Source organism: Spirillospora sp. CA-294931, from assembly GCF_050946795.1.
Taxonomy (GTDB): domain Bacteria; phylum Actinomycetota; class Actinomycetes; order Streptosporangiales; family Streptosporangiaceae; genus Spirillospora.
In genome coordinates, this window is sequence record NZ_CP192006.1 from 6,686,057 (window position 1) to 6,709,089 (window position 23,033).

General features: G+C 68.7%; 26 protein-coding genes. 14 read left to right on the plus strand and 12 right to left on the minus strand.

The genetic code is table 11. From position 1 onward, the window contains the following. Positions 1–32 precede the first annotated feature (32 nt). Both ACQPY4_RS30130 and ACQPY4_RS30135 read right to left on the minus strand, forming a co-directional pair. On the minus strand, positions 33–509 hold the full coding sequence (locus ACQPY4_RS30130) for an NUDIX domain-containing protein (RefSeq protein WP_433326536.1): 477 nt from the start codon (positions 507–509) through the stop codon (positions 33–35). 2 nt (positions 510–511) lie between these two features. Then, on the minus strand, positions 512–1,255 hold the full coding sequence (locus ACQPY4_RS30135; protein WP_433326538.1) for a helix-turn-helix domain-containing protein: 744 nt from the start codon (positions 1,253–1,255) through the stop codon (positions 512–514). Between the two features lie 554 nt (positions 1,256–1,809). Here ACQPY4_RS30135 and ACQPY4_RS30140 point away from each other — a divergent pair. The 6 genes from ACQPY4_RS30140 to ACQPY4_RS30165 all read left to right on the plus strand — a co-directional run bounded on the left by ACQPY4_RS30140 (position 1,810) and on the right by ACQPY4_RS30165 (position 5,950). Next, positions 1,810–1,998 (plus strand): hypothetical protein, encoded by a 189-nt coding sequence (locus tag ACQPY4_RS30140; protein ID WP_433326540.1) that lies wholly within the window; start codon positions 1,810–1,812, stop codon positions 1,996–1,998. 30 nt (positions 1,999–2,028) lie between these two features. Next, positions 2,029–2,373, plus strand: a complete 345-nt coding sequence (locus ACQPY4_RS30145) for a hypothetical protein (protein WP_433326542.1) — start codon at positions 2,029–2,031, stop codon at positions 2,371–2,373. Then, on the plus strand, positions 2,370–4,163 hold the full coding sequence (locus tag ACQPY4_RS30150) for an FtsK/SpoIIIE domain-containing protein (protein ID WP_433326544.1): 1,794 nt from the start codon (positions 2,370–2,372) through the stop codon (positions 4,161–4,163). Before ACQPY4_RS30145 ends, ACQPY4_RS30150 begins: the two co-directional genes overlap by 4 nt. Positions 4,164–4,259: 96 nt before the next feature. Next, a complete protein-coding gene (locus tag ACQPY4_RS30155; protein WP_433326546.1) occupies positions 4,260–4,490 on the plus strand; it encodes a helix-turn-helix domain-containing protein in 231 nt (76 codons plus the stop codon). A gap of 160 nt (positions 4,491–4,650) precedes the next feature. Next, positions 4,651–4,827, plus strand: a complete 177-nt coding sequence (locus ACQPY4_RS30160) for a CopG family ribbon-helix-helix protein (protein WP_433326548.1) — start codon at positions 4,651–4,653, stop codon at positions 4,825–4,827. Further along, on the plus strand, positions 4,805–5,950 hold the full coding sequence (locus ACQPY4_RS30165) for a tyrosine-type recombinase/integrase (RefSeq protein ID WP_433326550.1): 1,146 nt from the start codon (positions 4,805–4,807) through the stop codon (positions 5,948–5,950). The genes ACQPY4_RS30160 and ACQPY4_RS30165 overlap by 23 nt, the downstream gene beginning before the upstream one ends. A gap of 543 nt (positions 5,951–6,493) precedes the next feature. On the opposite strand, the gene ACQPY4_RS30170 is transcribed toward ACQPY4_RS30165, so the two are convergent. From ACQPY4_RS30170 to ACQPY4_RS30180, 3 genes are all read right to left on the minus strand, one after another. Next, the gene (locus ACQPY4_RS30170; RefSeq protein WP_433326552.1) at positions 6,494–7,357 is read right to left on the minus strand and encodes a hypothetical protein; all 864 of its coding nucleotides are present in this window, start codon (positions 7,355–7,357) and stop codon (positions 6,494–6,496) included. Positions 7,358–7,740: 383 nt separating this feature from the next. Then, the gene (locus ACQPY4_RS30175) at positions 7,741–8,280 is read right to left on the minus strand and encodes a DUF6939 family protein (protein ID WP_433326554.1); all 540 of its coding nucleotides are present in this window, start codon (positions 8,278–8,280) and stop codon (positions 7,741–7,743) included. 47 nt (positions 8,281–8,327) lie between these two features. Next, a complete protein-coding gene (locus ACQPY4_RS30180; protein WP_433326556.1) occupies positions 8,328–8,909 on the minus strand; it encodes a hypothetical protein in 582 nt (193 codons plus the stop codon). 628 nt (positions 8,910–9,537) lie between these two features. On the opposite strand from ACQPY4_RS30180, the gene ACQPY4_RS30185 reads away from it, so the two are divergent. Both ACQPY4_RS30185 and ACQPY4_RS30190 read left to right on the plus strand, forming a co-directional pair. Then, positions 9,538–10,104, plus strand: a complete 567-nt coding sequence (locus tag ACQPY4_RS30185; RefSeq protein ID WP_433326558.1) for a hypothetical protein — start codon at positions 9,538–9,540, stop codon at positions 10,102–10,104. Positions 10,105–10,114: 10 nt separating this feature from the next. Next, positions 10,115–10,642 carry a hypothetical protein gene (locus tag ACQPY4_RS30190; RefSeq protein WP_433326560.1) on the plus strand — a complete coding sequence of 176 codons (528 nt, stop codon included), beginning with the start codon at positions 10,115–10,117 and terminating at the stop codon, positions 10,640–10,642. Between the two features lie 3 nt (positions 10,643–10,645). On the opposite strand, the gene ACQPY4_RS30195 is transcribed toward ACQPY4_RS30190, so the two are convergent. Continuing rightward, a complete protein-coding gene (locus ACQPY4_RS30195; RefSeq protein ID WP_433326562.1) occupies positions 10,646–11,989 on the minus strand; it encodes a sensor histidine kinase in 1,344 nt (447 codons plus the stop codon). Next, complete coding sequence (locus tag ACQPY4_RS30200) at positions 11,986–12,666, minus strand: response regulator transcription factor (protein WP_433326564.1); 681 nt, start codon at positions 12,664–12,666, stop codon at positions 11,986–11,988. The genes ACQPY4_RS30195 and ACQPY4_RS30200 overlap by 4 nt, the downstream gene beginning before the upstream one ends. Before the next feature lie 27 nt (positions 12,667–12,693). Between ACQPY4_RS30200 and ACQPY4_RS30205 the strand changes: the two genes are divergently transcribed. After that, positions 12,694–13,173, plus strand: a complete 480-nt coding sequence (locus tag ACQPY4_RS30205) for a hypothetical protein (protein WP_433326566.1) — start codon at positions 12,694–12,696, stop codon at positions 13,171–13,173. Here ACQPY4_RS30205 and ACQPY4_RS30210 read toward each other — a convergent pair. Genes ACQPY4_RS30210 through ACQPY4_RS30220 form a run of 3 tightly spaced genes read right to left on the minus strand, consistent with a single transcriptional unit; the run spans position 13,161 to position 16,017 of the window. Next, positions 13,161–14,009 (minus strand): TIGR03619 family F420-dependent LLM class oxidoreductase, encoded by an 849-nt coding sequence (locus ACQPY4_RS30210; protein WP_433326568.1) that lies wholly within the window; start codon positions 14,007–14,009, stop codon positions 13,161–13,163. The genes ACQPY4_RS30205 and ACQPY4_RS30210 overlap by 13 nt on opposite strands. Then, the gene (locus tag ACQPY4_RS30215; RefSeq protein ID WP_433326570.1) at positions 14,006–14,905 is read right to left on the minus strand and encodes an acyl-CoA dehydrogenase family protein; all 900 of its coding nucleotides are present in this window, start codon (positions 14,903–14,905) and stop codon (positions 14,006–14,008) included. The genes ACQPY4_RS30210 and ACQPY4_RS30215 overlap by 4 nt, the downstream gene beginning before the upstream one ends. Then, complete coding sequence (locus ACQPY4_RS30220; protein ID WP_433326572.1) at positions 14,902–16,017, minus strand: acyl-CoA dehydrogenase family protein; 1,116 nt, start codon at positions 16,015–16,017, stop codon at positions 14,902–14,904. Before ACQPY4_RS30220 ends, ACQPY4_RS30215 begins: the two co-directional genes overlap by 4 nt. A gap of 110 nt (positions 16,018–16,127) precedes the next feature. Between ACQPY4_RS30220 and ACQPY4_RS30225 the strand changes: the two genes are divergently transcribed. From ACQPY4_RS30225 to ACQPY4_RS30240, 4 genes are read left to right on the plus strand one after another with little or no spacing between them, the layout of a single operon-like run. Continuing rightward, complete coding sequence (locus ACQPY4_RS30225; RefSeq protein ID WP_433326574.1) at positions 16,128–16,904, plus strand: dolichyl-phosphate beta-glucosyltransferase; 777 nt, start codon at positions 16,128–16,130, stop codon at positions 16,902–16,904. Further along, a complete protein-coding gene (locus ACQPY4_RS30230) occupies positions 16,898–18,658 on the plus strand; it encodes a hypothetical protein (RefSeq protein WP_433326576.1) in 1,761 nt (586 codons plus the stop codon). Before ACQPY4_RS30225 ends, ACQPY4_RS30230 begins: the two co-directional genes overlap by 7 nt. 28 nt (positions 18,659–18,686) lie before the next feature. After that, positions 18,687–19,211 (plus strand): SigE family RNA polymerase sigma factor, encoded by a 525-nt coding sequence (locus ACQPY4_RS30235; RefSeq protein WP_433326578.1) that lies wholly within the window; start codon positions 18,687–18,689, stop codon positions 19,209–19,211. A 4-nt stretch (positions 19,212–19,215) separates the two neighbouring features. Further along, a complete protein-coding gene (locus tag ACQPY4_RS30240) occupies positions 19,216–20,238 on the plus strand; it encodes a hypothetical protein (RefSeq protein ID WP_433326580.1) in 1,023 nt (340 codons plus the stop codon). Between the two features lie 9 nt (positions 20,239–20,247). On the opposite strand, the gene ACQPY4_RS30245 is transcribed toward ACQPY4_RS30240, so the two are convergent. Next, on the minus strand, positions 20,248–20,877 hold the full coding sequence (locus ACQPY4_RS30245; protein ID WP_433326582.1) for a PaaI family thioesterase: 630 nt from the start codon (positions 20,875–20,877) through the stop codon (positions 20,248–20,250). A gap of 39 nt (positions 20,878–20,916) precedes the next feature. Continuing rightward, positions 20,917–21,675: a hypothetical protein gene (locus tag ACQPY4_RS30250; protein WP_433326584.1), complete on the minus strand. Its 759-nt coding sequence runs from the start codon at positions 21,673–21,675 to the stop codon at positions 20,917–20,919. Positions 21,676–21,906: 231 nt separating this feature from the next. On the opposite strand from ACQPY4_RS30250, the gene ACQPY4_RS30255 reads away from it, so the two are divergent. After that, positions 21,907–23,025: an alcohol dehydrogenase catalytic domain-containing protein gene (locus ACQPY4_RS30255; protein ID WP_433326586.1), complete on the plus strand. Its 1,119-nt coding sequence runs from the start codon at positions 21,907–21,909 to the stop codon at positions 23,023–23,025. The last annotated feature ends 8 nt before the right edge of the window (positions 23,026–23,033 follow it).

Genomic DNA, 23,033 nt, shown 5'->3' on the forward strand with positions numbered 1-23,033 from the left:
TGGACATATGATTTCTCTCGTGCGTCAACTGTTCAGATAATCACGGGATGTGTCGGACTTTCCAAAAAATGACCGATACGAAGTTTCATCGAGCGATCCATTTTTCTATCTCTGACCTTATAATCTGAAATCCATTGGACATCCCGTGATTCCTCGCTTGGGCGAGGCTCGCCGCCAAGAGAGCGGGCGGTTAGGACTATGGAGAACTCTTGGCGGACTTCGTCGTTGCTGGTGTAGTGGATCAGGTGTTTGGGATCGCTGTAGATGCCTACTAGGCCGGTGATCTCACAGTCGATGCCGGTTTCTTCTTTGGTCTCGCGGACTGCGGCCTGGGCTACGGATTCGCCTAGGTCTATGGCGCCGCCGGGGAGGGCCCAGTTGTCGTTGTCGGTGCGGCGGATCATGAGGATCTCGCCCTTGTCGTTGGTGACGACGACGTTGACCGAGGGGACGAGGCTGTTGGGCTCGGGGGCGTTGGGGTCGTCGTAGTAGTCGATCCTGCGGCCCATGCTCAACCCCCTGGTAGTGGTGTGGCGCCGTCCCAGACGCGCTCGAAGCTTTCTAGGTAAGTGTTGACGACGCTGCCGCCGGCTAGCTTGCGGAGGTGCCAGACGGGGGCTTGCGGAGCCGTCACACCGTAGATGTGGGTGTTCACGAGGAGCTGGTCGTCGGCACGGTAGATCGAGTTGTAGAGGACCGTGCGGTGCAGGCGGAACTCGACAGCTTCGATTTTGCGGAGGGGTTTGTAGAGGACGAGGGCGTTGCGGATTTTCGCGGCCATGGCGTCGTCTACGCCCTCGTCTGTGCCGCGTTCGGCTACCTGAGGGCTGTCGGGATCGCCTAGGAGGATCCTCACGCGGACGCCAGCTCGGGCCTTGTCGGCGAGGATGCGTTGCGTCTCGTTGTCTTCGGAGAGGAAAAGTCCGGAGTAGACGAGGACGCCGATCTCTGTTTCTGCGGACGCGAAGAGACGTCCCCACATGTCCCGTGGCACTGATGAGCGGTACGGGTAGAGGGTGACGAGTTCGCTGGCTGAAACCTCGGACACTTGCTCTGTGGTGAGCGCTTCGGGCCACAGGTAGGTCTCTTCGATGCCGAGTTCTTCGGCCACGGCTACGCGATAGCGCCGGTAGGGCGTGCGGTCCTTGGTGATCCAGCGCTCGACGGTCTTGGGGTCGACGCCGATCTTTTCGGCGAGCGCGTTCACCGTGATCCGGTGCTGAAGCAGCGTGGCACGTAGGCGTTCGTTCGGCATGCACCCGTCCGGGTCCTGGGGACGTCTAGGACGGGGACAACCCTATGAGGACGTCCTGAGCAGGTCCAGTCAGGTAGTGATCACGTCCCCCAGGTCAGGCGCACTCTCTTTCTCGTAAGGCAATCCCGACCGCCCGAGCCGCCCCGCCGGACACGGGCCCTTGCGAAAGAGGTGACCCCATGATCCTTGTACTGGCCTCGATCATCGCCGTCTTCCTCGCCGGCGCCGTCTGCGGAATCTTCGCGATGGTCGTCATCGGTATCCATGCGGAGGAACGCCGCATCTCGCGTAGTGGGAGTGGGCCTACGCGGAGCGGCACTGCTTCTCGTCGGCTGCTGACCACGCAGTCGGACGGGACCCGGGTTCGGGCGGGGCGGTGACGCGCGTGAGGATGCCTCGGCTCATCACCGGCTTCGCGTGTCCCTGTGGAGCCCGTCTCGACGCTGGTCACCGGCGCTGCCGCAAGTGCCGCAATCGGGCTCGGTGGCAGCGCCGCAACTTCGGCTCTCGCTACCCCGATCTGTGGTCCTGACGGAGAGGAGGTGAAGTCGACGGTGAACGTATCGGTTCCGTTGGTCGTGATCCTTGGCGCGGTCGCTTGGGTCGCCTGGCGCTACATGGGGCTCCGGGCCTGGCACCTGGTGGTGTGCCTGTTGTTCGGGTTCCTGCTGGCAGCGACCAGCATCGCGCCGGAGATCGACCGCATGGTTACCGGTCTCGTCCGCGTCTTCAGCACGCACTGACGCTCCCCCGACCGAAGGGAGGGATGCCTAGTGCCCGACATCCCACAGCCCACCCGAATCAACGTCCAGGAGGTACGCAACCGCAGCCTCGCCGCTCGTGAAATCGTCTCCGCCCTGTCCGATGCCATGCCCACGATCGCGGACCTGTGGCTCCGCATCAACGCCGCTCTTAGCGACACTCCTGCTCTCACTGCCGAGATCAAACGGCTTGTGATCGAATTGGCCAAGGCGCGGCGTGACCTGGCGAATCTGGTCGCTGCTGCGCGGGCCACTCTCAATGCCGACCAGGACGCCGAGTCTGACCCGCTGTACTACGTGCGCGATGAACTGCGTGCGCAAGGACATCTCCCGCCGGACACCTGGGGACGTCGATGACCAGGTCCCATCAGATGCGGCGGCATGCGCGCAAGATGCGGCGCAACGGCCTGCAACCGATGATCGTCATTAACGGCGACGAGCAGTTGCCCGATCTTGCGGCTGTCCTGATCGGGCGTGTGCTGTGGCGCTATCGGTCTGAGCTTGCGCCGCTCTACTTCGCGGTCATGCTCGCCCTCGGTGGGACGGTCCTGCATCTCACCAATCCGCAATGGTGGCCGTACCTGCTCGGTGTCTCCACGGCGGCCGGATCGGCATTGGCTCTATTCGGTGCGCGGGTTGGGCTCGCGCTGCCGAGTGAGCGGTTTTACGCCGCTTGCGTGGCCGTGAGCGCCGGAGGATGGTTCGCCGCTGCTACTGCACTCGGGGTCACCTACGTGCCGCTTCCACAGATTCTCGTCGGTGGGACGTTCGTGCTGGGGATTCCGTGGTGGGTGCATCGGCGTCGCCGCGCCAAGGTGCGCGTCGATCGGCAACTCTCCGCTTGGCCTGAGATCTCGCACGCGATCGGCTTGAGCGGTTCTCGTGTGCAGTCGGCCGTGGTGGACGTGTGGGGGTGGCGGGCCCGGTTCGCTCTGGCCCGTGGTCAGACGATCCAGGACGTCATCGCCAAGGTGCCCGCGATCGAATCGGCGCTCGGGACGTTCCGCGGTGCGGTTCGGGTTCACCCAACGCGGGACGACAGGGCCAACAGGTTCGAGCTGCGCGTGCTGGACACCGATCCGCACGCGGACGCGATCCCTTGGCCCGGGCCGTCCGTCTCCTCCATCACCGAACCGATCGACCTGGGGCCGTTCGAGGACGCCACCAACGCGCGCGTCCTCCTGCTGCGGCGTCACGGGCTCATCGGGGGTGTGGCGGGCTCGGGCAAGAGCGGCGGCATTAACGTCCTGATGGGCAACCTCACCGCGTGCCCGGACGTGGTGATCTGGGCGATCGACCTCAAGCGAGGCATGGAACTCCAGCCGTGGGCGTCCTGCATCGACCGCCTCGCCACCACGCCCGAACAGGCCCGGGTACTCCTAAGCGACGCCGTCGCAGTCCTTGAGGCTCGCGCGGATTGGCTCGCCTCCCAGGGACGACGAGTATGGGAGCCCACGCCCGAGATGCCCGCACTGGTGATCGTCATCGACGAGTACGCCGAACTCGCTGAGGACGCTCCCGACACCGCCGGCGACACCGACTCCACCGCTCGACGAGGACGGGCCGTCGCCGTGACGATCGTCGCCGCGACCCAGCGTCCCACGCAGAAGGCCATGGGCAAGGGTGCGGTTCGGTCTCAGATGGACGTCCGCGTGAGCTTCCGCGTCCGGGAGCGCAAGGACGTCGATCTCATCCTCGGCCAAGGGATGCTCAACGCCGGATGGCACGCCCACACCCTCAACGCACCCGGCAAGTTCCTCCTGTCCGCGCCCGAACACGACACGCCCCGACGCGCCCGCGCCTACCTCCTCACCGACGAGGCCGTAGCCAACGCCGCACGGAGGCACGTCAAACTCCGACCGTCCCTCGACCAGATCTCCCGGACGGCGATCGAGGAGGCCCGCGCGGGGATCCTGCTCCGCACGTCCACCCCCAAGGAGCCGACCGCCAAGGACAGTCCCGAGACCGTTCTGTGGGCCATGCTGAACGGCGCGCCCGAGGACGGCATCCCCGTCTCGCACCTCATCACGGCGACCGGCATGAGCCGTCCATGGCTCTACCAACGGCTTCGCGAACACGCCGAGACCGGACGCGTCACGCAGGTCTCGCGAGGCCGGTGGCGCGCGTTGACCGACCACAATCCGTGACTTGTCTATGTCTACGTCTCGCGCGCGCCTGCACGTATGGCGCATAGACGAGCCGTAGACGAAGACGTAGACAATCACTCACCGTCACGAACGGAGATGATCGCTACGCCCGACGCGACCCCCGAGACCACCTCGGGAGACAAGGAGGTGAGCGTGCAGGCATACACCGTCGAACAGGTCGCCGAGATCCTCCAGATCGGACGCGACAAGGTCTACGGACTCATCCGGACCGGACGCCTCCACAGCATCAAGATCGGCAAGCTGCGCCGGATCACCGACCAGCATCTCGCGGACTTCGTCGCCTCCCTCGAAACGGAGAAGCACTGACGCGCGTAGAACACCGTGCTACGTTGTTCTACGCAAGCAAGCCTCGGGGCACGCCCCGCCGGGGAAGGCCCCGAGGCACCGCTTCTTGATAACTCCATCGACGCGAGCGCGCTCTCAACTCGGCAGACTCAACCCAGACCGAACGAGAGGACACGCTCACATGACCAACGACAAAACGACCCTGCCCCCGGTACGCGTCGATCAGGCGTTCAAGGAGCGCCTGGCCGCGTACGCCGAGTCGCAGGAGCGCGACGTGTCGTGGGTCATCAGGAAAGCGATCAAGGAGTACCTCGACCGACACGAGGAGGGATCCCTTGGCCAAGATCCTGATCGGTAAGTACGAAGCGACCATCTATCCCGAGGGAGACGGCTACACCGGAGCCGTCTCCCTCGGCTTCTATCCGAACGGCAAGCGCAAGCGCCTCAAGCGCAAGGGCCGCACCGAGGACATCGTCAAGGACAAGCTCATCGAGGCACTCGGAGAGCTGGACAAGGGGGTGAAGCCCGAACGGAACTACACGGTGGCGAGGGCCGTGAACGACTTCCTCACCACGTTCGCCAGGTCATCGAAGTCCACCTCGACCAAGGACACCTACCGGTCCCTCGCCGATCACCAGATCATTCCGCTGATCGGACGGATCGAACTCAAGAGACTCACGGCGGATGACGTCGAGACCTGGCTGAACGGACGGACGGATCACCTGACCTCATCGTCCCTCAGCATCGTTCACAGTCTCCTCAAGCGCTCGATCCGCCGGGCAGCGCGTCACGACAAAGTGGACCGGAACGTCGCCGAACTCGTCGACACACCGGCGGGCAAAGCGGGGCGCAAGTCGAAGTCGCTCACGCTCAAGCAGGCCAAAGCCGTTCTCAAGGAGGCGACCAAGCCGGAACACAAGCTCGGTGCGTACGTGATCCTCGCGATCACGACCGGGCTCCGAACGGAGGAACTGCGCAAGCTCAAGTGGGAGGCCGTCGATCTCGAAACCGGGACGGTCTACGTCCTGCGAGCCGACCGCCACAACGACGAGACCAAAACACGGCTCAGCCGTCGTGGGCTCGGCCTGTCGGACATGGGCGTGGAAGCTCTCAAGGCCCTCAAGGCCAGGCAGGCCGCAGAGAAGCTCAAGGCCGGCGAGAGCTACCAGGACCACGACCTTGTGATCTGCCGGGAGGACGGCACGCCCTACACCGCCCGTTTCGTCCGATGGTGGTTCCGCAAAGTACTGAAGGCGGCGGGCCTCAACGCCGACGAGTGGACGCCCCGCGAGCTGCGGCACACGTTCGTCTCGATCCTCAGCGATCACGACGTGCCGATCGAGAAGATCAGTCTGCTCGTCGGACACAGCGACACCCACATCACCGAGACCGTCTACCGGCACCAACTCAAGCCCGAGATCCGCGAGGGTGCCGAGCACATGAACGTCATCTTCGGGAGCAAGACGATCAAGTCCGCGTAGGCGTGGCTCCCAGGATGGCTCCCCAGGCTTGAAGCGAAACGTGACGACCGGTTCTGAGCTGCATCGCAGCAAGATCACTTCCCTGGCCCTCCCTTAGGGAGGGCCTGAGCCCGGTTATTTCCACCACGTCCACCTGAATCCGACACAGGCACCCCAAGAGCCACTCACCTGCGCAAAGCTAGAGGAGGAGTCCGAAGCAAGTATGCGAGAGTCGACCCATGTCGATCGAGATCGAGATGCGTTGACTCCCAAGGCTGGCTCCTACCCCCCTCCCGCAGGAGGGAGGCCCTACGGCCATCCACATCACCAAGACCGCTGTCGCCGACAGCACCAAGATCGCCAAGCAACTGGCGTCGATGGAGGCTGCACACAAACACCTGCCCTTGCCCCCTCCCCCACAACCAAGCGATCACCACCCTAACCATCGCCGAGCACCTCGCTTCAGGTCACGACAAGAGTGATTTGACTTAGTTGGACCGACTTTGGCGATTCACAAGCGCTCAGGCGATTTCGAATCTATGGCGTAGCCCAGTCATGATTCTTTCACTGTGCACATTTCGAATGTCCCGATCGCTTTCTTATCCACATTCTTGTGTTCGGATCTGATTCATAGAGAAGGCATGAGATACCAGAAACGGTCGAGGACCCCAGGTCCAGCAGGAAGCGCCTTCCGTCGACAATCAACTCCAGCCATGCCTGCCATTTGACTAAACTGCGTGTCGCAGTTCCTGTAACATCAAGCGTTAGTCGCTCTGGGTAAGTGAGATTGCCAATCGAGCGCTTACAGTCTGCTGTAGAATCGCTGCACCTGTAGCGGACTACGGGCTTGGGCAAGTCCAGATCGATATCCGCAGTCACCTGCTGATCCGCGCCACCCGCGCAGGCGAGTGTAACCCTATCCTCGATCGGCATCCTTGTGCTGTGAACGACAACATTACGCACATTGATCACCGATCCTTTACGAGGACGAAGATTCACTGTAAAGCCACTTCCACCGGCCGGGACAGCGTTGCTCTTTTTGACCCAACTAAGAAAATCGTCATATTGACCATGGCAATTTGGGACCTGCCCGATCCCAGGAAAGGGAGAGGGGGCCGAGTAAGCACCCGATGGCATGTTCGTCACGGTGCACTCGATAACCTTTTTCAGCTCCTTACAGGGAAGGGCAGGGAAGCCGCCAACGCTCGGAGAGAGGCTGGGTGCCAGCTTTCCCAGCGGAGGAGGGTCACTCGAATCCTTGTCAAGAGCAAGAAAAGGAGGAATAACAGCGGCGGCGGCAACTAGGATACCCAGGAAGCTACTGAGGGCAACCAAGGCAGCTATCTTGTTCTGGGCACTAAGCTCTGCGAACTGTCCAAACAGCGACAGACGCCGCGCTTCTTGCTCTCCAGCACTTGACCGATCCACGAGCCCTCCCCATTTTTGAAAAAACGAAGCATAGCACTTCTGTCGCCCCCCTGCTCATTCAACTGCAGGGCGAAATGATTAGACTGGAGGAGACTTTCGCTTAACGAGGCATATAACCTTCAAGCTCACACGAAGACAATTTGCGAATGTCCATTGGCTTTGAAGGCAGCCCGATTCATCAGGTAAGACCTGGCCCGAAAAAGATGGGCGCATCCCTGGACTCAGAATAAGCCCCTCAAACTGATGCAAGCCACACCTGCGCGCAACAGAGGAGCCGCGCGACAACGAATGCTCTGCGCGTACACGAAAGCAGATATTGAATTAGTCCGCATCGATAGAAATTCAAGGTTGTGGCGAACATAAGCTAGGACTATCAGCTTGGCTTATGAGGATTGGCGGGCGGACTGGATGCATTGGGCGATCAGAGCTGCGTGCGAAAGGGGCTTGGAGAGATCTCGGATGTTTCCATTTATTGAGTAGTCGAGAAGGACGACGGTTCGGCGGGCGCTCAAGGCGCGCAGTTCATCGACGAGGTCGGGGGTGCGGTTGTCGAGCGTCCAGAAGTAGGTGGGGAGGTAGATCTCGCGTCTGGCCTCCTCGTAGTCGAGGAAGCGGTTGTTCAGGCGGTGGCCTTGTGGGGGGCCTAGGCGGCGGACGGTTCGTTTGATGCCCTTCATCGTGGTGATGTCGAGCTTGGTGAAGTCTTCCGGTTCCGTGGTGAAGACCTTGAGTGCTTGCCAGACGCCTTCTACGGATTGTGAAGTGCGGTTTGGGTGGCCGGGGACCGGGATGCCGCCGTGCGGATAGAAGGGGCTCAGGCGGACCCAGGGGGCGGGGGCTCGGGAGGTCACGTCGAGGATCAGGGCGTCGGGGAAGTCTCGGTGGAGGGTCGTGCGGCGGCAGCTCGCTACGTGGAGAGGCATGGCGCCATCCTGGCAGGCGGGTACGACAGTTTGGCTCAGGGTGAGAATTACCGTGGTGGCGGGGCGAGGGTGTTCGGGGTCTGGGCCAGGCGGCTGACGGTGGCCGAGACGGCGATGAAGAGGAGGATGCAGGTCGCGGTCGCCGTTGTGTAGATGTTGGCCAGGGTGGCGTTTTTCCAGTCGTCGAGGAAGAGCCAGGCTCGGGCCATTGAGTAGCAGGTTATGGAGAGGCCGAGGATGGCGATGGTGACGATCTGGGCCACATAGGGGTTGAGGACGGGGCCTCTGCTCGTGGATATGACCAGTCCCCAGCGGGAGGTATCGCCGCCTACGCCCGCCTGCCACATTCGGGTGTTTATCTCGGCTTCGATGATGTGGAGTTCGCGGTCTATTTCTTCCAGGTGGGCGGCGATCAGGGTGAACATGAGGGTGTTGCTGAGAATGTAGTAGGAGAAGGCGAGAATGATGTACGGAAGCAGGAGGTAGGCCGCCTCGATGTTCTTGCCCTGCGCGGCGCTGAGCAGGACGCCGGTCACGACGCTGAGGAGGCCGTACGCCTGTTTGTTGGCGTTGACTATTCCGAGTTTCTCGCCGAAGACCAGGGTCTTCTCCTGGAGGAGAACGTCCACTCTCTTTTGGGCTGGAGGATCCGGGCTTTGTGCGGCCATCTGCCTGCCGTTCTTGCGACGTTTCCAGGAATTTTAGGTAGCGACGGAGGGGGTGGTGGGGGTTTGTCCCAATGCGGTCTTGGGGTTGATGGTGTTGGTCGCATGGTGGGGGTTGGGGGCGGCAGACTGGGGTGTATGCCGCATTTTGTTTGTGCTCGGTGTTGTGTTGCGCTGACGCCCTTGCTGGTGGCTGTGGGGGTGCCAAAGGAGGTGCCGTATCCGGGGCGGGCGGCGGACGGGACGCGCGGGCGGGCGGCTCGGATGGTTCGGGGGACCTATGCGCGACAGGTGCGGCCCAATGTGTGGGTGCGCGAGCCTCGGGGGTTTCTGATCCATCCGGACGATCTGATCAACGCGGATCTCGATCCCGCCTGGGGGGTGGGGTGCTGCGGGGCCAATGGCGGCAACGGGATCAATGTGGTGTGTGACGGGTGCGGGAGCGGGGTCGCTACCTGGGAGGACGACTGCTGGACGCAGCGGCAGGTGACGCCCGACTTCGCGAGGGTCATTCGGTCGTTCACCGGTGACTGACTTCTGGGGGTTCGGCGCTAATGTACGGGGCGGTGTTGGTCTCGTGGAGGGGGAAGGTGTGGGCGAGGAGCTCGATCAGGTCTATGGGCGGCTGGTCAAGCGGAGCTGGCAGCGGTTCGAGGAGCAGCGGGCCGCGGCGGAGGTCGATGATCTGCTCGTGGGGGCCGTGGTGACCGCCATGGTGGCGGAGGGGAACTCGCTGATCGATCTGAACTCCGATGGGAACCATCATCATTTGCGGTTCCAGAATCCGCGTGACCGGAGCCGGCTGCTGTTCCAGCTGACGCATCTGAGCGGGACGGTCCTGGACGCCAAGACGCTCGGGCAGTACGCGTCGGTGCAGATGGGGTACGGCGAGAGGGTCGAGAACACCCGGACGGTGTGGCAGGCGCTCAAGTCGGAGATCAAGAGCGGGTTCCTGGACGTCGGGGAGCCGGGCGTCATGACGGTGGACGCCGAGCTCACCACGGGTTATGTCTACGTGCAGGTCGAGCTGTTGCTGGACCTGGAGCCGTACTTCGCCGACCAGTACACGATCCGTTATCCGGTGCTGCAGGAGCATCTGTCGGCGACGCGGCAGGCGCTGGCCAAGTACCTGCACGGACGACTCGCCGCCGCGGCCTAGGAGGGGCTCGATGCTTTCACTGATCTCCAAGTTCAAGAACAGCGCCGAGGCCCGCGAGAGCAAGGACGAGGTGCTCGTCGGCGAGCTGGTGTTCGCCATGGCGCATCTGGGGTGTCCGGCGATCGCGTTCCGGGCCGATGCCGACCGGCAGTTCGTCCGGTTCAAGCCGGTCAAGGACCAGGTGCTGCACAGCGTGACGGTCGTGCTCGACCGCAAGACGGGTGACAGCGCGCTTCAGCAGGCCGTGATCGGGAGCAAGGCGACGCTGACGTTCGTGGGCGAGGTCAAGAACTACATGGCCGATCCCGATGATCTGGTCGCGATGTTCCGGACTGATATGGCCAACCTGTTCCGGAGTCCGTGGATGGGCGATATCAAGCTCGACCACCAGCTCAACTCGATCACGGCGACCAAGAAGGAGATCATCGACGTCGACAAGTACATCTCCGCGACGCCGGAGGGCCGGGAGCTGCTGAGCGGGTTGCTGCGGTCGACGACCGCGGAGCTGCGGGAGAAGCTCGTCCCGTACAAGAAGTGACCGTCAGACCCGGGACGAGCGGCGGACGAGCCGGCGCGAGCGGCGAGGCGCGGGCGGCAGCCACTTGGTGCGGAACCACATCTGGACCTGGGCGCCGCCCAGGACGGAGCGGTGGATCCTGAGGTAGCCGCCCGTGGCCTCGGCGGCGCGGCGCGCGATGTCCAGGCCCAGTCCGGTGGAGCCGCCGCCGCTGCTGCCGCGCTTGAGCGCCGCGTCGGGGTCGGCGATGCCGGGGCCCGCGTCGGCGACGAGGATGCCGGTGACGCCCTGGCCCTGGTGCAGGGTGACGGCGAAGTCGGTGCCCTCGGCGGTGTGGCGGAACACGTTGCCCATGAGCGCGTCGACGGCGGCGGCCAGCTCGGTGGCGGGGATCGGCAGCGGGGCGGGCGCCTCGGCGCCGATGAGCTCGCAGGAGCGCCCCTCGTCCTCGGCTAGGACCGACCAGAACGAGACGCGGTCGCGCAGCACCTTGGCCGCGTCGCAGCTGCCGCGTCCGGTGGGTTTGCGGACGGTCCTGATGATCTGGTCGACCTCGCGCTCGATGCGGTCGACGGCCTCGCGGGTCTGGTCGGCGACGGGGCCGCGGCCGAGGGCCTCGGCGTTGAGGCGGAGGGCGGCCAGGGGCGTGCGGAGGCGGTGCGAGAGGTCGGCGGCCATCTCGCGCTCGGCCGCCAGCAGCTGGACGACGTGGTCGGCCATGGCGTTGAAGGCCAGGCTCGCCTCGATCAGCTCGGGCGGGCCGTCGGGGTCGATGCGGACGCTCATGTCGCCGTCGCCGAACGCCCCGGCGGCCTCGGCGAGCCTGCGGGTGGAGCGGATCATGCGGGCGCCCAGCCGGTCGGCGACGGCGACGGAGCCCGCGACGAGCGCGGCGGCCACGGCGGTCATGACGAGCCATGCCTTCCAGACGCCCTGGGAGAGGTCCTCGTCCGGGAGGAAGACCTCGACGACGGCGGTGCGGCCTTCGGGGAGGCGCACGGGCTGGAGCAGGGAGTACCCGCCCCGGACGCGGGCGGTGAAGGAGCGTCCCCGGAGGGCGGCCTTGGTGAGCTGGTCGCCGAGCGCCCGGGTGTCGTCGCGCGCCGTCCTCGGCACCATCGTCCGGTCGGGCAGGTGGACGACCATGCGCCGCGCGGCCCCGGCCTGGGTGCTGCCGACGGCCTGTTCCAGCGCGGCCGGGTCCTCGGTGATGACCAGGACGGGCCCGAGCGCGCTCGCCTGGCGTTCGGCGGTCGTGAGGGCGCGGTCCCTGGCGATCTCCCGGACGGTCAGCGCGAGCGGGATCAGGAAGGCCAGCGCCACCATCGAGGTGACCGCCAGCGACACCAGCACCAGCGTGCGCCTCATGACGACGGTTCGGCCAGGCGCACCCCGACGCCGCGGACTGTGTGCAGGTAGCGCGGCGCCGCGGCGGTCTCGCCGAGCTTGCGCCGCAACCACGACAGGTGGACGTCGATGGTCTGGTCGTCCCCGTATGCCTGCCGCCACACTTCGGCGAGCAGTTCGCGCCGGGCGACCACGCGGCCGGGGCGCGCCGCGAGGTAGGCCAGCAGGTCGAACTCGCGCCGGGTGAGCTCCAGCGAGGAGCCGTCGAGCGAGGCCTCGCGCCGGTCGAGGTCGATGTGCAGCCCGCCGACGTGCAGGTCGACGGCCGGTCCCGACCTGACCGAGCGGCGCAGCACGGCGGCCAGCCGGGCGCTGAGGTGCTCGGCCGAGAACGGCTTGATGAGGTAGTCGTCGGCCCCGGCGTTCAGCAGCCGGACGATCTCGGGCTCGTCGTCGCGGGCGGTGGCGATGATGACCGGGACGTCGGAGATCCCGCGCAGCATCTTCAGCACCTCGGCGCCGTCGAGGTCGGGGAGCCCGAGGTCGAGGATGACGACGTCAGGAGTGGCCTGGGTGACCTCTCGCAGGGCGTCCATCGCCGTTCCGACGCTGCGGACCACATGGGAGCGCGCGCTGAGTTCCCTGATCAGGGCGGTCCGGACGTTAGCGTCGTCCTCCACCACCAGAACACTCGCCATGACCGAACGTTATGCCACCATGTGCCAATGCGTCGCGCAATGTCCTATGTTGCCCCTTGGGTCGGGGTGACGGCTTTGGCGGTGATGCTGTCCTGGCTCGGTGTTCGGGAAGTTGTCAAGAACGCCATTTCCGACCGTTCCACGTCCGCTCCGATCTCGGGCCCGGTGATCCACGAAAGCCCGGTGCCGCCGGGCTCCGGCCAGGCCACGGAAGGTTTCCCGCCTGGGCGGACGCCGCCCGGAAAGCGTTCTCCAAGCGGCCGTGAATACACTCCGCCGCGCAATATGCGCGTCTACTCGACGCAAGGCGGACGGGCCACGCTCGCCATCACCGAAGGCCGGGTGAGGCTAATTACGGCCACACCCAATCCCGGCTTTGAGACATATGACAACGACAAGACGGCGGCCGGCTGGCTCCGTGTCGACTTCAAAGGCGCCGAACACACCTCGACCGTGATCGCGACGTGGTCGGAACGCACTCCCCGGGTGCAGATCTACGAGTACTGAAGCCCGTGCTCTGCCGCGAAATCGCCGAGGCACCGGACGGCCTCGCCGGTGCGGCGCCAGGGCCGCACGATCAGCCGGTCGACCCCGAGCCGCTCCCACTCCGCCACCTCGTCCGGCCCCGACAGGCCGTAGGCGTGGACGGTGATGTCGAACGGCTCGTCCAGCCGTCCCGCCTCGGCCCGCAGTTCGCGGAGCGCGCGCAGCTTCGGCCGGACGCCGTCGAGCGTCTGCGGCATGCTGATCCACCCGTCGCAGCGGAAGGCCGCCCGGCGCAGCGCGGCCCGCGACTCGCCGCCCGCCAGGACGGGCAACGGCGACTGCACCGGCTTGGGCTCGAACGCCACCTCGGGAAAGTCGAAGAACTCGCCATGGTGCTCGACGGTCCGCTCGGTCCACAGCCTCCGTGAGACCTGGATGGCTTCGTCCAGGCGCCGCCCCCGGGTGGCGAAGTCAACGCCCGCGGCGATCCACTCCCCCTCGTACCAGCCCGCGCCCACGCCCGCGATGGCCCGGCCACCCGAGATCTGGTCGAGCGTGGCGAACGCCCTGGCCGACACGAACGGGTGGCGCAGCCCGTGGAGGTAGACGGCCGTGCCCAGCCGGACCCGCTCGGTGACAGCGGCGAGCGCGCACAGGTAGGCGGGGGCGTCGAACAGAGGCGTCTCCGGCTTGATGCCCGGTTCGTCCGTCCCGGGATAGCGCGCGGTGGACAGGTCGGTCGCGAACACCAGATGCTCGGGCAGCCACACCGACTCGAACCCCCGCCGGTCGGCCTCCACCGCCAGCTCGCGCCAGACTCCCGGGTGGACGAGCCCGAGCGGCACCCCGAACCTCACGCGATCTCCGAGCAGCCGTAGAGCGCGGCGCGGATCCGCGCCTTGTGGAAGCGCTCGTCCCCCCACTCCGTGCGCAGCGCCCACACTCGCTTGAGGCGCCGGTGCAGGTCGAGTTCCTCGGTGTACCCGATCGCCCCGTGCACTTGAAGCGCAGCCCGGGCCGCCTGGTGCGCGGCGCGTCCGGCCGCGACCTTGGCGGCCGACACGTCCCGGGGGGACAGCGTGAAGGCCGCCTTGTAGACGAGGGGCGCGGCGAACTCCAGACCCACCGCGACATCGGCCAGCCGGTGCTTGACCGCCTGGAACGAGCCGACGGCCCGCCCGAACTGGTGCCGCCGCCCCGCGTACGCGACCGTCTCCGCGCAGAGCCGGCGGCCGAGCCCGACCAGTTGCGCGGACACGGCGACGGCGGCATGGTCGAACGCCGCCCCGGGCACACTCCCGGACGGCAGGTCGTCGGCGAACATCGGCCGCGACGGGTCGATCGAGGGCCGAGGCGTCAGGACGGCCTTCTCCGGCTCGACGACGACCGTGTCGCGTCCGGCCTCGACGACCAGGAGGGCGGCGGTGTCGGCATGGGGCAGCAGGCCGGTGCCCGGCCGCGCCGAGACGACCAGGCCGCCGGCGACGATGCCTGGCAGCCGGTCGGCCGGGACGAGCGGCGGCGCGACCACGGCCGTCTCGACGACCGGACCGGTGACCGCGAACCGTCCCGTCTCCTCGTACGCGAGGACGGTGTCGACCGGGGTCAGTCCCAGTCCCCCGTATTCCTCGGGCACGTGCGCCCCCAGCAACCCGACGTCCGCCAGCGCCTGCCACACGGGTCCGTCGCCGCCGAGCACGTCGCGCACGGCCCGTCCGAACAGCCGCTGGTCTTCGGTGAACGCGAATCTCATCTCGGCAACCCCAGGACGCGCTCGGCGATGATGGTGCGCTGGATCTCGTTCGTCCCCGCGTAGACCGGGCCCGCCAGCGCGAACAGGAAGCCGTCCAGCCACGGGCCGGACGGGTGCGGCCCGAGCAGGTCCAGCGCGAGCTCGTGCATGCGCAGGTCGAGTTCGGACCAGAAGACCTTCATCAGGCTGGACGAGGCGCCCAGCTCACCGCCCTCGGCCATCAGCGCGGCGGCCTGGAACGTGTAGGAGCGGTACGCCTCGCAGTCGCACCACGCGCCGGCGACGGCGTCCCGCAGCACCGGGTCGGCGCTGGTGCGGGCGAGTTCGATCAACCGCCGGGCCGTGGCCGTGAACCGGCCGGGGCTGCGCAGCATGAGACCGCGCTCGGAGCCCGTGGTGGCCATCGCGATCGTCCAGCCCGCACCGGCACCGCCCAGCACGCCCTCCGCCGGGACGAGGACGTCGTCGAAGAAGATCTCGGCGAACCCGGCCTCGCCGTCCAGCTGCGCGATCGGCCGGACCGTCACGCCCTCGGCGTCCAGCGGGACCAGGAAGTAGGTGAGCCCCCGGTGCCGCTCGGAACCGGGTTCGCTGCGGAAAAGCCCGAAGCACCAATCGGCGTGGGCGGCCCGCGAGCTCCAGGTCTTCTGCCCGTTGAGCCGCCACCCGTCGCCGTCGCGCCGCGCGGTGGCCCGCACGGCGGCCAGGTCGCTCCCGGCCTCGGGCTCCGACCACGCCTGCGCCCAGACGACGTCCCCGCGTCCCATCGGCCCCAGGTGAGCGCGCTTCTGCTCCTCGGTGCCGAAGGCCAGGAGCGTGGGCGCCAGCAGGAAGATCCCGTTCTGCGACACCCGGCCGGGTGCCCCGGCTCCCCAGTACTCCTCCTCGAAGATCAGCCAGTCGATGAGGTCGGCGCCCCGCCCCCCGTACGCCTCCGGCCACGACACGGCCGCCAGGCGAGCCTCCGCCAGCGTCCGCTCCCATTCGCGATGCCGCTCGAACCCCTCGGCCGTGTCCATCGAGGGCAACGGCTCCCGGGGAACGTGCTCGCGCAACCAGGCGCGCACCTCGTCCCGGAACCCCTGCTGCGCGGCCGTGAACGTCAGATCCACTCGACCTCCAGCCAACCTAGCGACCGCTTGGTACGGTAACGCCCGACCACCGCGAGAACAAGCGCGCCCGCGGATGCAACCTCCCGCTCCCCCGACCCTGTCCCCATAACGTGAGCGACACCAAGCGCGCCCCCACCCCACCCCGCCGGCCCTCCGACGAGTTCGGGGAGCTGGGCGTTGAGTTGTCCGTCGTGATTCCCGCGTTCAACGAGGAGCACCGGCTGCGGCCGACCGTCGAGGCGGTCGCGCGGCATCTGCGGGCCCGGCCGGGACGGTGGGAGGTCATCGTCGTGGACGACGGGTCGACCGATGCGACGGCCGCCGTCGCGGCCTTGCTGGCGCGCCGTGAACCGTCCGTCCGGTTGATCCGGACGCCGTCCAACCGGGGCAAGGGGCATGCCGTCCGGTGCGGGGTGCTGGCCTCGCGCGGACGGCACGTGCTGTTCACCGACGCCGACCTCCCGACCCCCATCGAGGAGCTGGACCGGCTGCGCTCGGCGCTCAGCGGCGGCGCCGGAGCGGCGATCGGCGCGCGGACGCACCGCGAGGCGCAGGGCGCGGTCCGCCGCCTGCTGGGACGGGCGGGCAGCCGGCTGATCCGGACGCTGAGCGTCCCGGCGTTCTCCGACACCCAGTGCGGCTTCAAGCTGTTCGACGGCGCCAAGGCCCGCACGGTCTTCGGGCTGGCCCGGATCGACGGCTGGGGGTTCGACGTCGAGATCCTCCGCCTGTTCGCCCGATTCGGCTGGACGGTGGCGGAGGTTCCGGTCCGCTGGGTCCACCGGCCGGGCTCCACCCTGCGGCCTTCGGCCTACCTGCACACCCTGGCCGACCTCTACCGGATCCACCGGGACGCCGCGCTCGGGGACCTGGGGGCCAAGTGCTGAGGGCCGCCACCGTGGAGGCCGCGAAGGCCCGCGCCGTGCGGCGTCCGGGTGCGCGCGTGGATCTGGCCGTGGCGGGCGGGTACCTGCTGGCGTCGGTGTTGCTGTATGTCCGGCTGTGGGCGGACCCGGGACGGCGCTACCTGGTGAACGGCGGGCAGGACCAGCATCAGTGGGAGTGGTTCTTCGCGGTCACGGCGCGGGCCGTCACCCACCTGGACGATCCGCTCTTCACCCATCTGCAGAACGCGCCGCTCGGTGTGAACCTCATGGCCAACACCGTGATGCTGGGGCTGTCGGTGCCGCTCACGCCCGTCACCCTGGCCTTCGGCCCCAGCGCGACCTGGACGGTCGTGCTGACCGGCGGCGTCGCGGCGAGCGCCGCGGCCTGGTACTGGCTGTTCTCGCGCCGTCTCGGACGTTCGCGGCCCGCCGCCGCGATCGCGGGCGCGTTCTGCGCCTTCGCGCCGCCGATGGTCTCGCACGCCAACGCGCACCCGAACTTCGTCGTGCTGTTCGTCCTGCCCCTCGTCATCGACCGGGCCGTCCGGCTCTGGCGGGACGGGCGGCCCGTCCGGGACGGCGTGGTCCTCGGCCTGCTGCTGGCGTACCAGCTGCTGCTCGGCGAGGAGCCGCTGCTGCTGGCCGCGACCGGGCTCGTCGTCTTCGCCGCCGCCTACGCCCTGGCGCGTCCGGACGAGCTCCGGGACGCGGCGCGCACCCTCGCCGCCGGGCTCGGGATCGCGGCCGGGGTCGCGCTGGCGCTGATGGCCTATCCGCTGTACTGGCAGTTCACCGGGCCGCAGAGCTACCGCGCGCTGCCGCACGGCCCCTCGGGCAACGACCTGCTGGCGATCACCGGGCTCGCCGAACGGTCCCTGGCCGGGCCGACCCCGAACAGGGCCGGGTTCACCGAGCAGAACGCCTTCTTCGGCTGGCCGCTGGCGATCCTGGCGGTCTTCCTGGTGGTGTGGCTGCGGCACAACGCGGCGGCGCTGGCGGCCGGTGCGGTGGTCGCCGTGGCGACCGTCCTGTCGCTCGGGCCGGAGATCACCCTGGACGGCGAAGGCACCGGCATCGCCGGGCCCTGGCGGCTGTTCTCCCGGCTGCCCCTCTATGAGTCGGTGCTGGAATCGCGCCTGACGATGGTCTGCGTCCCCGCCCTCGCGCTGCTGATCGCCATCGCCACCGACCAGGTGCGGAGCATCTCGGCGGCCGCTCCCTGGCGGGCCGCGCCGCTGCGGATGCTGGGGTGCGTTGTTCTCGTCCAGGCCCTCCTGCCCATCGCCCCCCGACCGCTCGCGGCCGAGAACCGGGAGCCGACGCCCGCCTTCTTCGCCCACGGCGTCTGGCGCGACCATGTGCGCGAGGGACGCACGGTCGTCACCGTCCCGCTGGCGGACGCCGCCAGCGCCGCGCCGCTGCGCTGGCAGGTCGACGCGGGCCTCGGCTTCGCGCTGGCGGAGGGCTACTTCGTCGGACCCTGGGGGCCCGAACGCCGGGGCGTGTACGGGGCCGTGCCGCGTCCGACGGCGTCGCTGCTGCGCGCCGCGGCCGAGAAGGACGCGGTGCCACCCGTCACCGACGCCGAACGCCGCACCGCCCGCGCCGACCTGGCCTACTGGCGCGCCGACGCGGTCGTCCTCGCGCCTCATCCCCGGGGGCCGGTGCTGCGCGAGACCCTCGACCGGCTGCTCGGGCCGGGACGGGAGGCGGGCGGCGTCCGGGTGTGGGACGTCCGGATGCTGTCAGGCTAGGCGAACGGTCGATCGAGGAGGACGGCTGGTGGGACCGGCGGAGGAAGCGGAGTACACCGCGTACGTCACCGCTCGGCTGCCCGCCTTCCGGCGGCTCGCGCACTACCTCTGCAAGGACGCCCACCGCGCCGACGACATCGTCCAGATGACCATCACGCGTCTCTACGTCCATTGGCGCCGCGCGCGCCAGGCCGCCGACCTGGATCGCTATGTCGAGAAGATGCTCGTCCGGTGCTTTCTCAACGACCAGAAGCTGGGCTGGTGGTCGCGGGTGCGCCTCACCGGCGCTCCCCGGGAGACCCCCGGCCTGGCCCCCGCGCCCCCGGGCCCGGACGTCGAGACCCGCACGGTCGTGCACGGGGCCCTGGCCCAGGTGCCGCCCAAGCAGCGGGCGGTGCTCGTCCTGCGGTTCCTGTGCGACCTGTCGGTCGCCGAGACCGCCGGGGTCCTGGGCTGCTCGGAGGGCAACGTCAAGAGCCAGAGCTCGCGCGGGCTGGCCACGCTGCGCGAACTGCTGGGCGAGCGGACACCCGCGCCCCTGAGGAAGGAGTGAGCCGATGGACCGCGACGAGAGGGACGGCCGGCGGCTTCTGGCGCCGCTGAAGGGCGCCGAGCCCGGCGCTCCGGACGGGGTCGACATCGCCCGCGCGATGCGCGGTGGCCGCCGCCGGGTCCGGACGCGGCGGCTGGCCGGAGTGGGCGCGGCCTCGGCCGCCGTCGCGGCCGTCGCGCTGGTATCCGCGCTGGTGGGGAGCGCCCCCGAGCGCGACCCGGGGCCGATGGCGTCCCGCGCCCAGTTCGACCCGATGCGCCAGTCCTTCACGGTGGGATCGGCAGGAGGGTTCACCCCCGACACCTACGAGACGGGTCGTTTCCGGCAACGGGTCACCCTCCGCGTCGCCGATCCCGCGTCCCCCCGGCGGGCCGACGGGGTCGTCACCATGTATCCCCGCGGCGCGCTGACCGGCGCGGACGGCCGGCGCTGGAAGCCCGAGGGCGAGCGCGCCCCGGACGTGCTCGACCGTCCCGCCTACTGGCTCGACCGCTCGCAGACGCGTCCGAGCGCGCTCGAACTGGCCTGGCAGTGGACGCCGGGCGCCTGGGCCTTCGCCTCGGTGAAGGGCGACGGCGTCGACCGCGAGACGGCCCACCGGGTCGCGCAGAGCGTCTGGCCGGGGAACGCCGCCGTGACCGCGCCGGTCACGGCGTCCGTCGGGCCCCGCAGGCTGCTCGGAACCCTGAGCCGGGTGGCCGCCGCGGACGCCCGTCCGATGGTCGGCCTGCTGTACGGCCTCGTCGACGCCCCCGCGCGTCTCCCTGCCCGGGACGTCTCCTGGATCGCCGTCGGGGCCGAGGATCTGCCCCCCGATACGGCCACCACGACCACGGTGGGCGGGAAGTCCGCCGTCGAGCGCACCAACAAGGTCCTCATCCCCGGCGCGAGGGCGGCGGTGTTCGCCGAGTCCGGCGGCCCCGCGCCGCTCGACGGCGCCCGCCTGCGCACGCTGGCGGCCTCGGTCAGGATGCTCCCCGGCGTCCCGTGGCCTCCGGCCGTCCCGACACCGCGGCCGACGCGCTGACGCCCTCGGTCAGGGACGGACGAAGACCGCGGTGGCGCGGACGGTCGTCCGGCCGTCGGGGCCGACGATGCGGCCCTCGCCGAAGCTGCGGCGTCCGTCCGTGCGCGTGACCCTGGCCTCGGCGGTCAGCGGGACGCTGTGCGGCGTCGGCAGGCTGTAGCGCAGGTCGAGGGTGGCGGTCAGGCCCGGCGTCCCGTTGGACAGCGAGGCGACGCCGAGCAACTGGTCGAGGATCATCGCCGAGACGCCGCCGTGGACGAAGGACGGCGGCCCCTCGTAGACGGCGCTCAGCGTGAACGCCGTCCGCGCGGTGCCGTCGGGGTCGACGGTGATCTTCACGGGCGGGGCGATGGGGCTGAGCGGGCCGCTGACCGGGTTGGCGAGCTGGCGGGCCATGCCACTCGGCCCGACGGGGCCCACGGGCGGGTGGTCGCGCCGCTCGGCGGCCAGCCGCTCGGTGAGCGCCGCCACGGCGGCGGAGACCTCGGCGACCTCGTCCGCGCCGACGCCGGTGTGGACGACGGCCTCGTTGAGCTCGCGGATCCGTGCGGCGAGGTCGGCCAGGGCCGCGTTCTCCCCGTCGTCGAGCGTCCGGCGGGCGCGTGCCTCGCGCTCGATGGCCGTTCTGGCTGCGGTCATGGGCCCTCCCGAGTCCGAACAGGATTCTAGAGGGTGCCGTCACCCGGGGGCCGTGGAGGCCCCCGCCTTCGGGCCCGCCGAGCGCAGACTGGCCAGGATCCGCTTCAGCTCGCGGGGCGGGACGGCGCCGGGCACGCCCTGGTCGGACCAGATCACGAACACCGTCGTCTTGCCGGTCGCGCGTCCGGGCAGCGCGACCACATGGACGACGGCTCGCGGCGGAAGGCAGGACTTGCCACCCGGCGTCGGCTTGGCGTCGGCCTGGACATGGAAGCCCTTCACACCGCTCACCTTGACGGGCTTGGGCCCGCTGTAGCGCACGGCGGGCGGGTTCCCGTGCTCGGGAGTGTAGGCGTCCACGGTCCACTTGTCGGCGGCGTTCCGAGCGACGTCGGCGGGCTTGCCGGTGGAGTACTGCTGGAACCCGGTACCGGCCAGCTGGGAGACCCGCTCGGTCGCACAGTGGTCCTCGCGCCAGGCCGCGACGGAACTGGCCAGAGCCATCTGCCTCCCGGCCCTGGGCTCGAACCCCACCAGCAGCCCGACGCTCCTGACCCGCCAGGCGCTCGGAACGTCGTAGGCCAACGCGTACTTCTGGCTCTCCACGGCCTTCCACCCCTTGATCCTGGGCGGAATCGTGGCCACCGGCTCCACTTCGGGCGACGGCGAGTAGGAGAAGGTCGGACGCCGGACAGAGTCGTCCCCCGCGAACAGCTGGCCCCAGAAGGTCACCCCGAAGGTCAGCACCACGAACAGCACGACCCATATCCACGGCCCGTCCATGCGCGGCGTCCGCATCTTGAAAGAGGGCGCAGGACCAGGCGTCGCCTTACGAAGCGGCGGCTCCCCGAGCGGCGGCGTGTCATCCGGGGGCGGGGAATCATCATCACCCCAGCCCTGCCCGGGCAACTGGTAGGGGTTTCTGCCTTTGTCTCCCGCCATGGCCGGTGACGGTACCGCATTTGACCTCGACCAAGCAGTTGCTTGGTGTTACGGTGACGTGGTCCTGGACGGGAAAGGTGGGCGCGGATGATGCGAGCGGCGCTGCTGAGGGAGTTCGGCGCACCCCTGGAGATCGCCGAGGTGGCCGTCGAGGAGCCCCGGGCCGGGGAGGTGCTGGTCAGGATCGCCGCGTCCGGCGTCTGCGGATCCGACCTCAAGGCCATCGACGGCAAGAGCCCCGTGGTCGCGCACCTGCCGTGCGTCCTCGGGCACGAGAGCACGGGCGTCGTCGAGCGCACGGGCCCCGGCGTGACGTCCGTCAGACCCGGCGACCCCGTCGTCATCGCGATGAACGGCCCCTGCGGCCGCTGCCGCAACTGCGCGCGCGGCCGCCCCCACCTGTGCGGGGGCAAGGCCCGGATGGCGGCGATCATGGGCCTGATGGAGGACGGCTCGACCCGCCTGACCTCGGACGGCGCGACCGTCCGCCCCTACATCGGCATCGGCGCGTTCGCCGAGCAGGCCGTCGTCCGCGAGGCCATGTGCGTCCGGATGGGCCGGGACGCGCCGCTCGACCTGCTGGCCCTGCTCGCCTGCGGCGTGGTGACCGGCGTCGGCGCAGTCCTGAACACCGCCCGCGTCGAGCCCGGCTCCAGCGTGCTAGTGGCCGGCTGCGGCGGCGTCGGGCTCAACGTCGTCCAGGGCGCCGTCCTGGGCGGAGCCACCACGATCATCGCGGCGGACGTCGTGGCGTCCAAGCTGAAGGCGGCCGAGGAACTCGGCGCCACGCACACCCTGCTCTCCGACGACCTGCCCCGCCAGGTCGGCGACATCGTCCGGGGCGGCGCCGACTACGCCTTCGACGCGACCGGCGTCCCCGAGGTGCTGACGGCGGCCTTCGCCGCCACCCAGCCCGGCGGCACCACGGTCATGGTCGGCAGCCCCGCCGCGGGCCAGGACCTGCGCATCCCCCCGGGCCTGCTGTTCGGCTCCCGCCGCCTGATGGGCACCCAGGGCGGCGACGCCGCCCCCGCCCGCGACCTGCCGATGCTCGCCGACCTCCACGCCCGAGGCCGCCTCGACCTGGCGTCCCTGGTCACCGAGCGCGTCCCGCTGGACCAGATCAACGACGCCATCGCCCGCACCCGAGCGGGAGAGGTGACCCGCTCCCTGATCATCTTCAATCAGCCCCCTGACCACCCCTGACTCCGTAG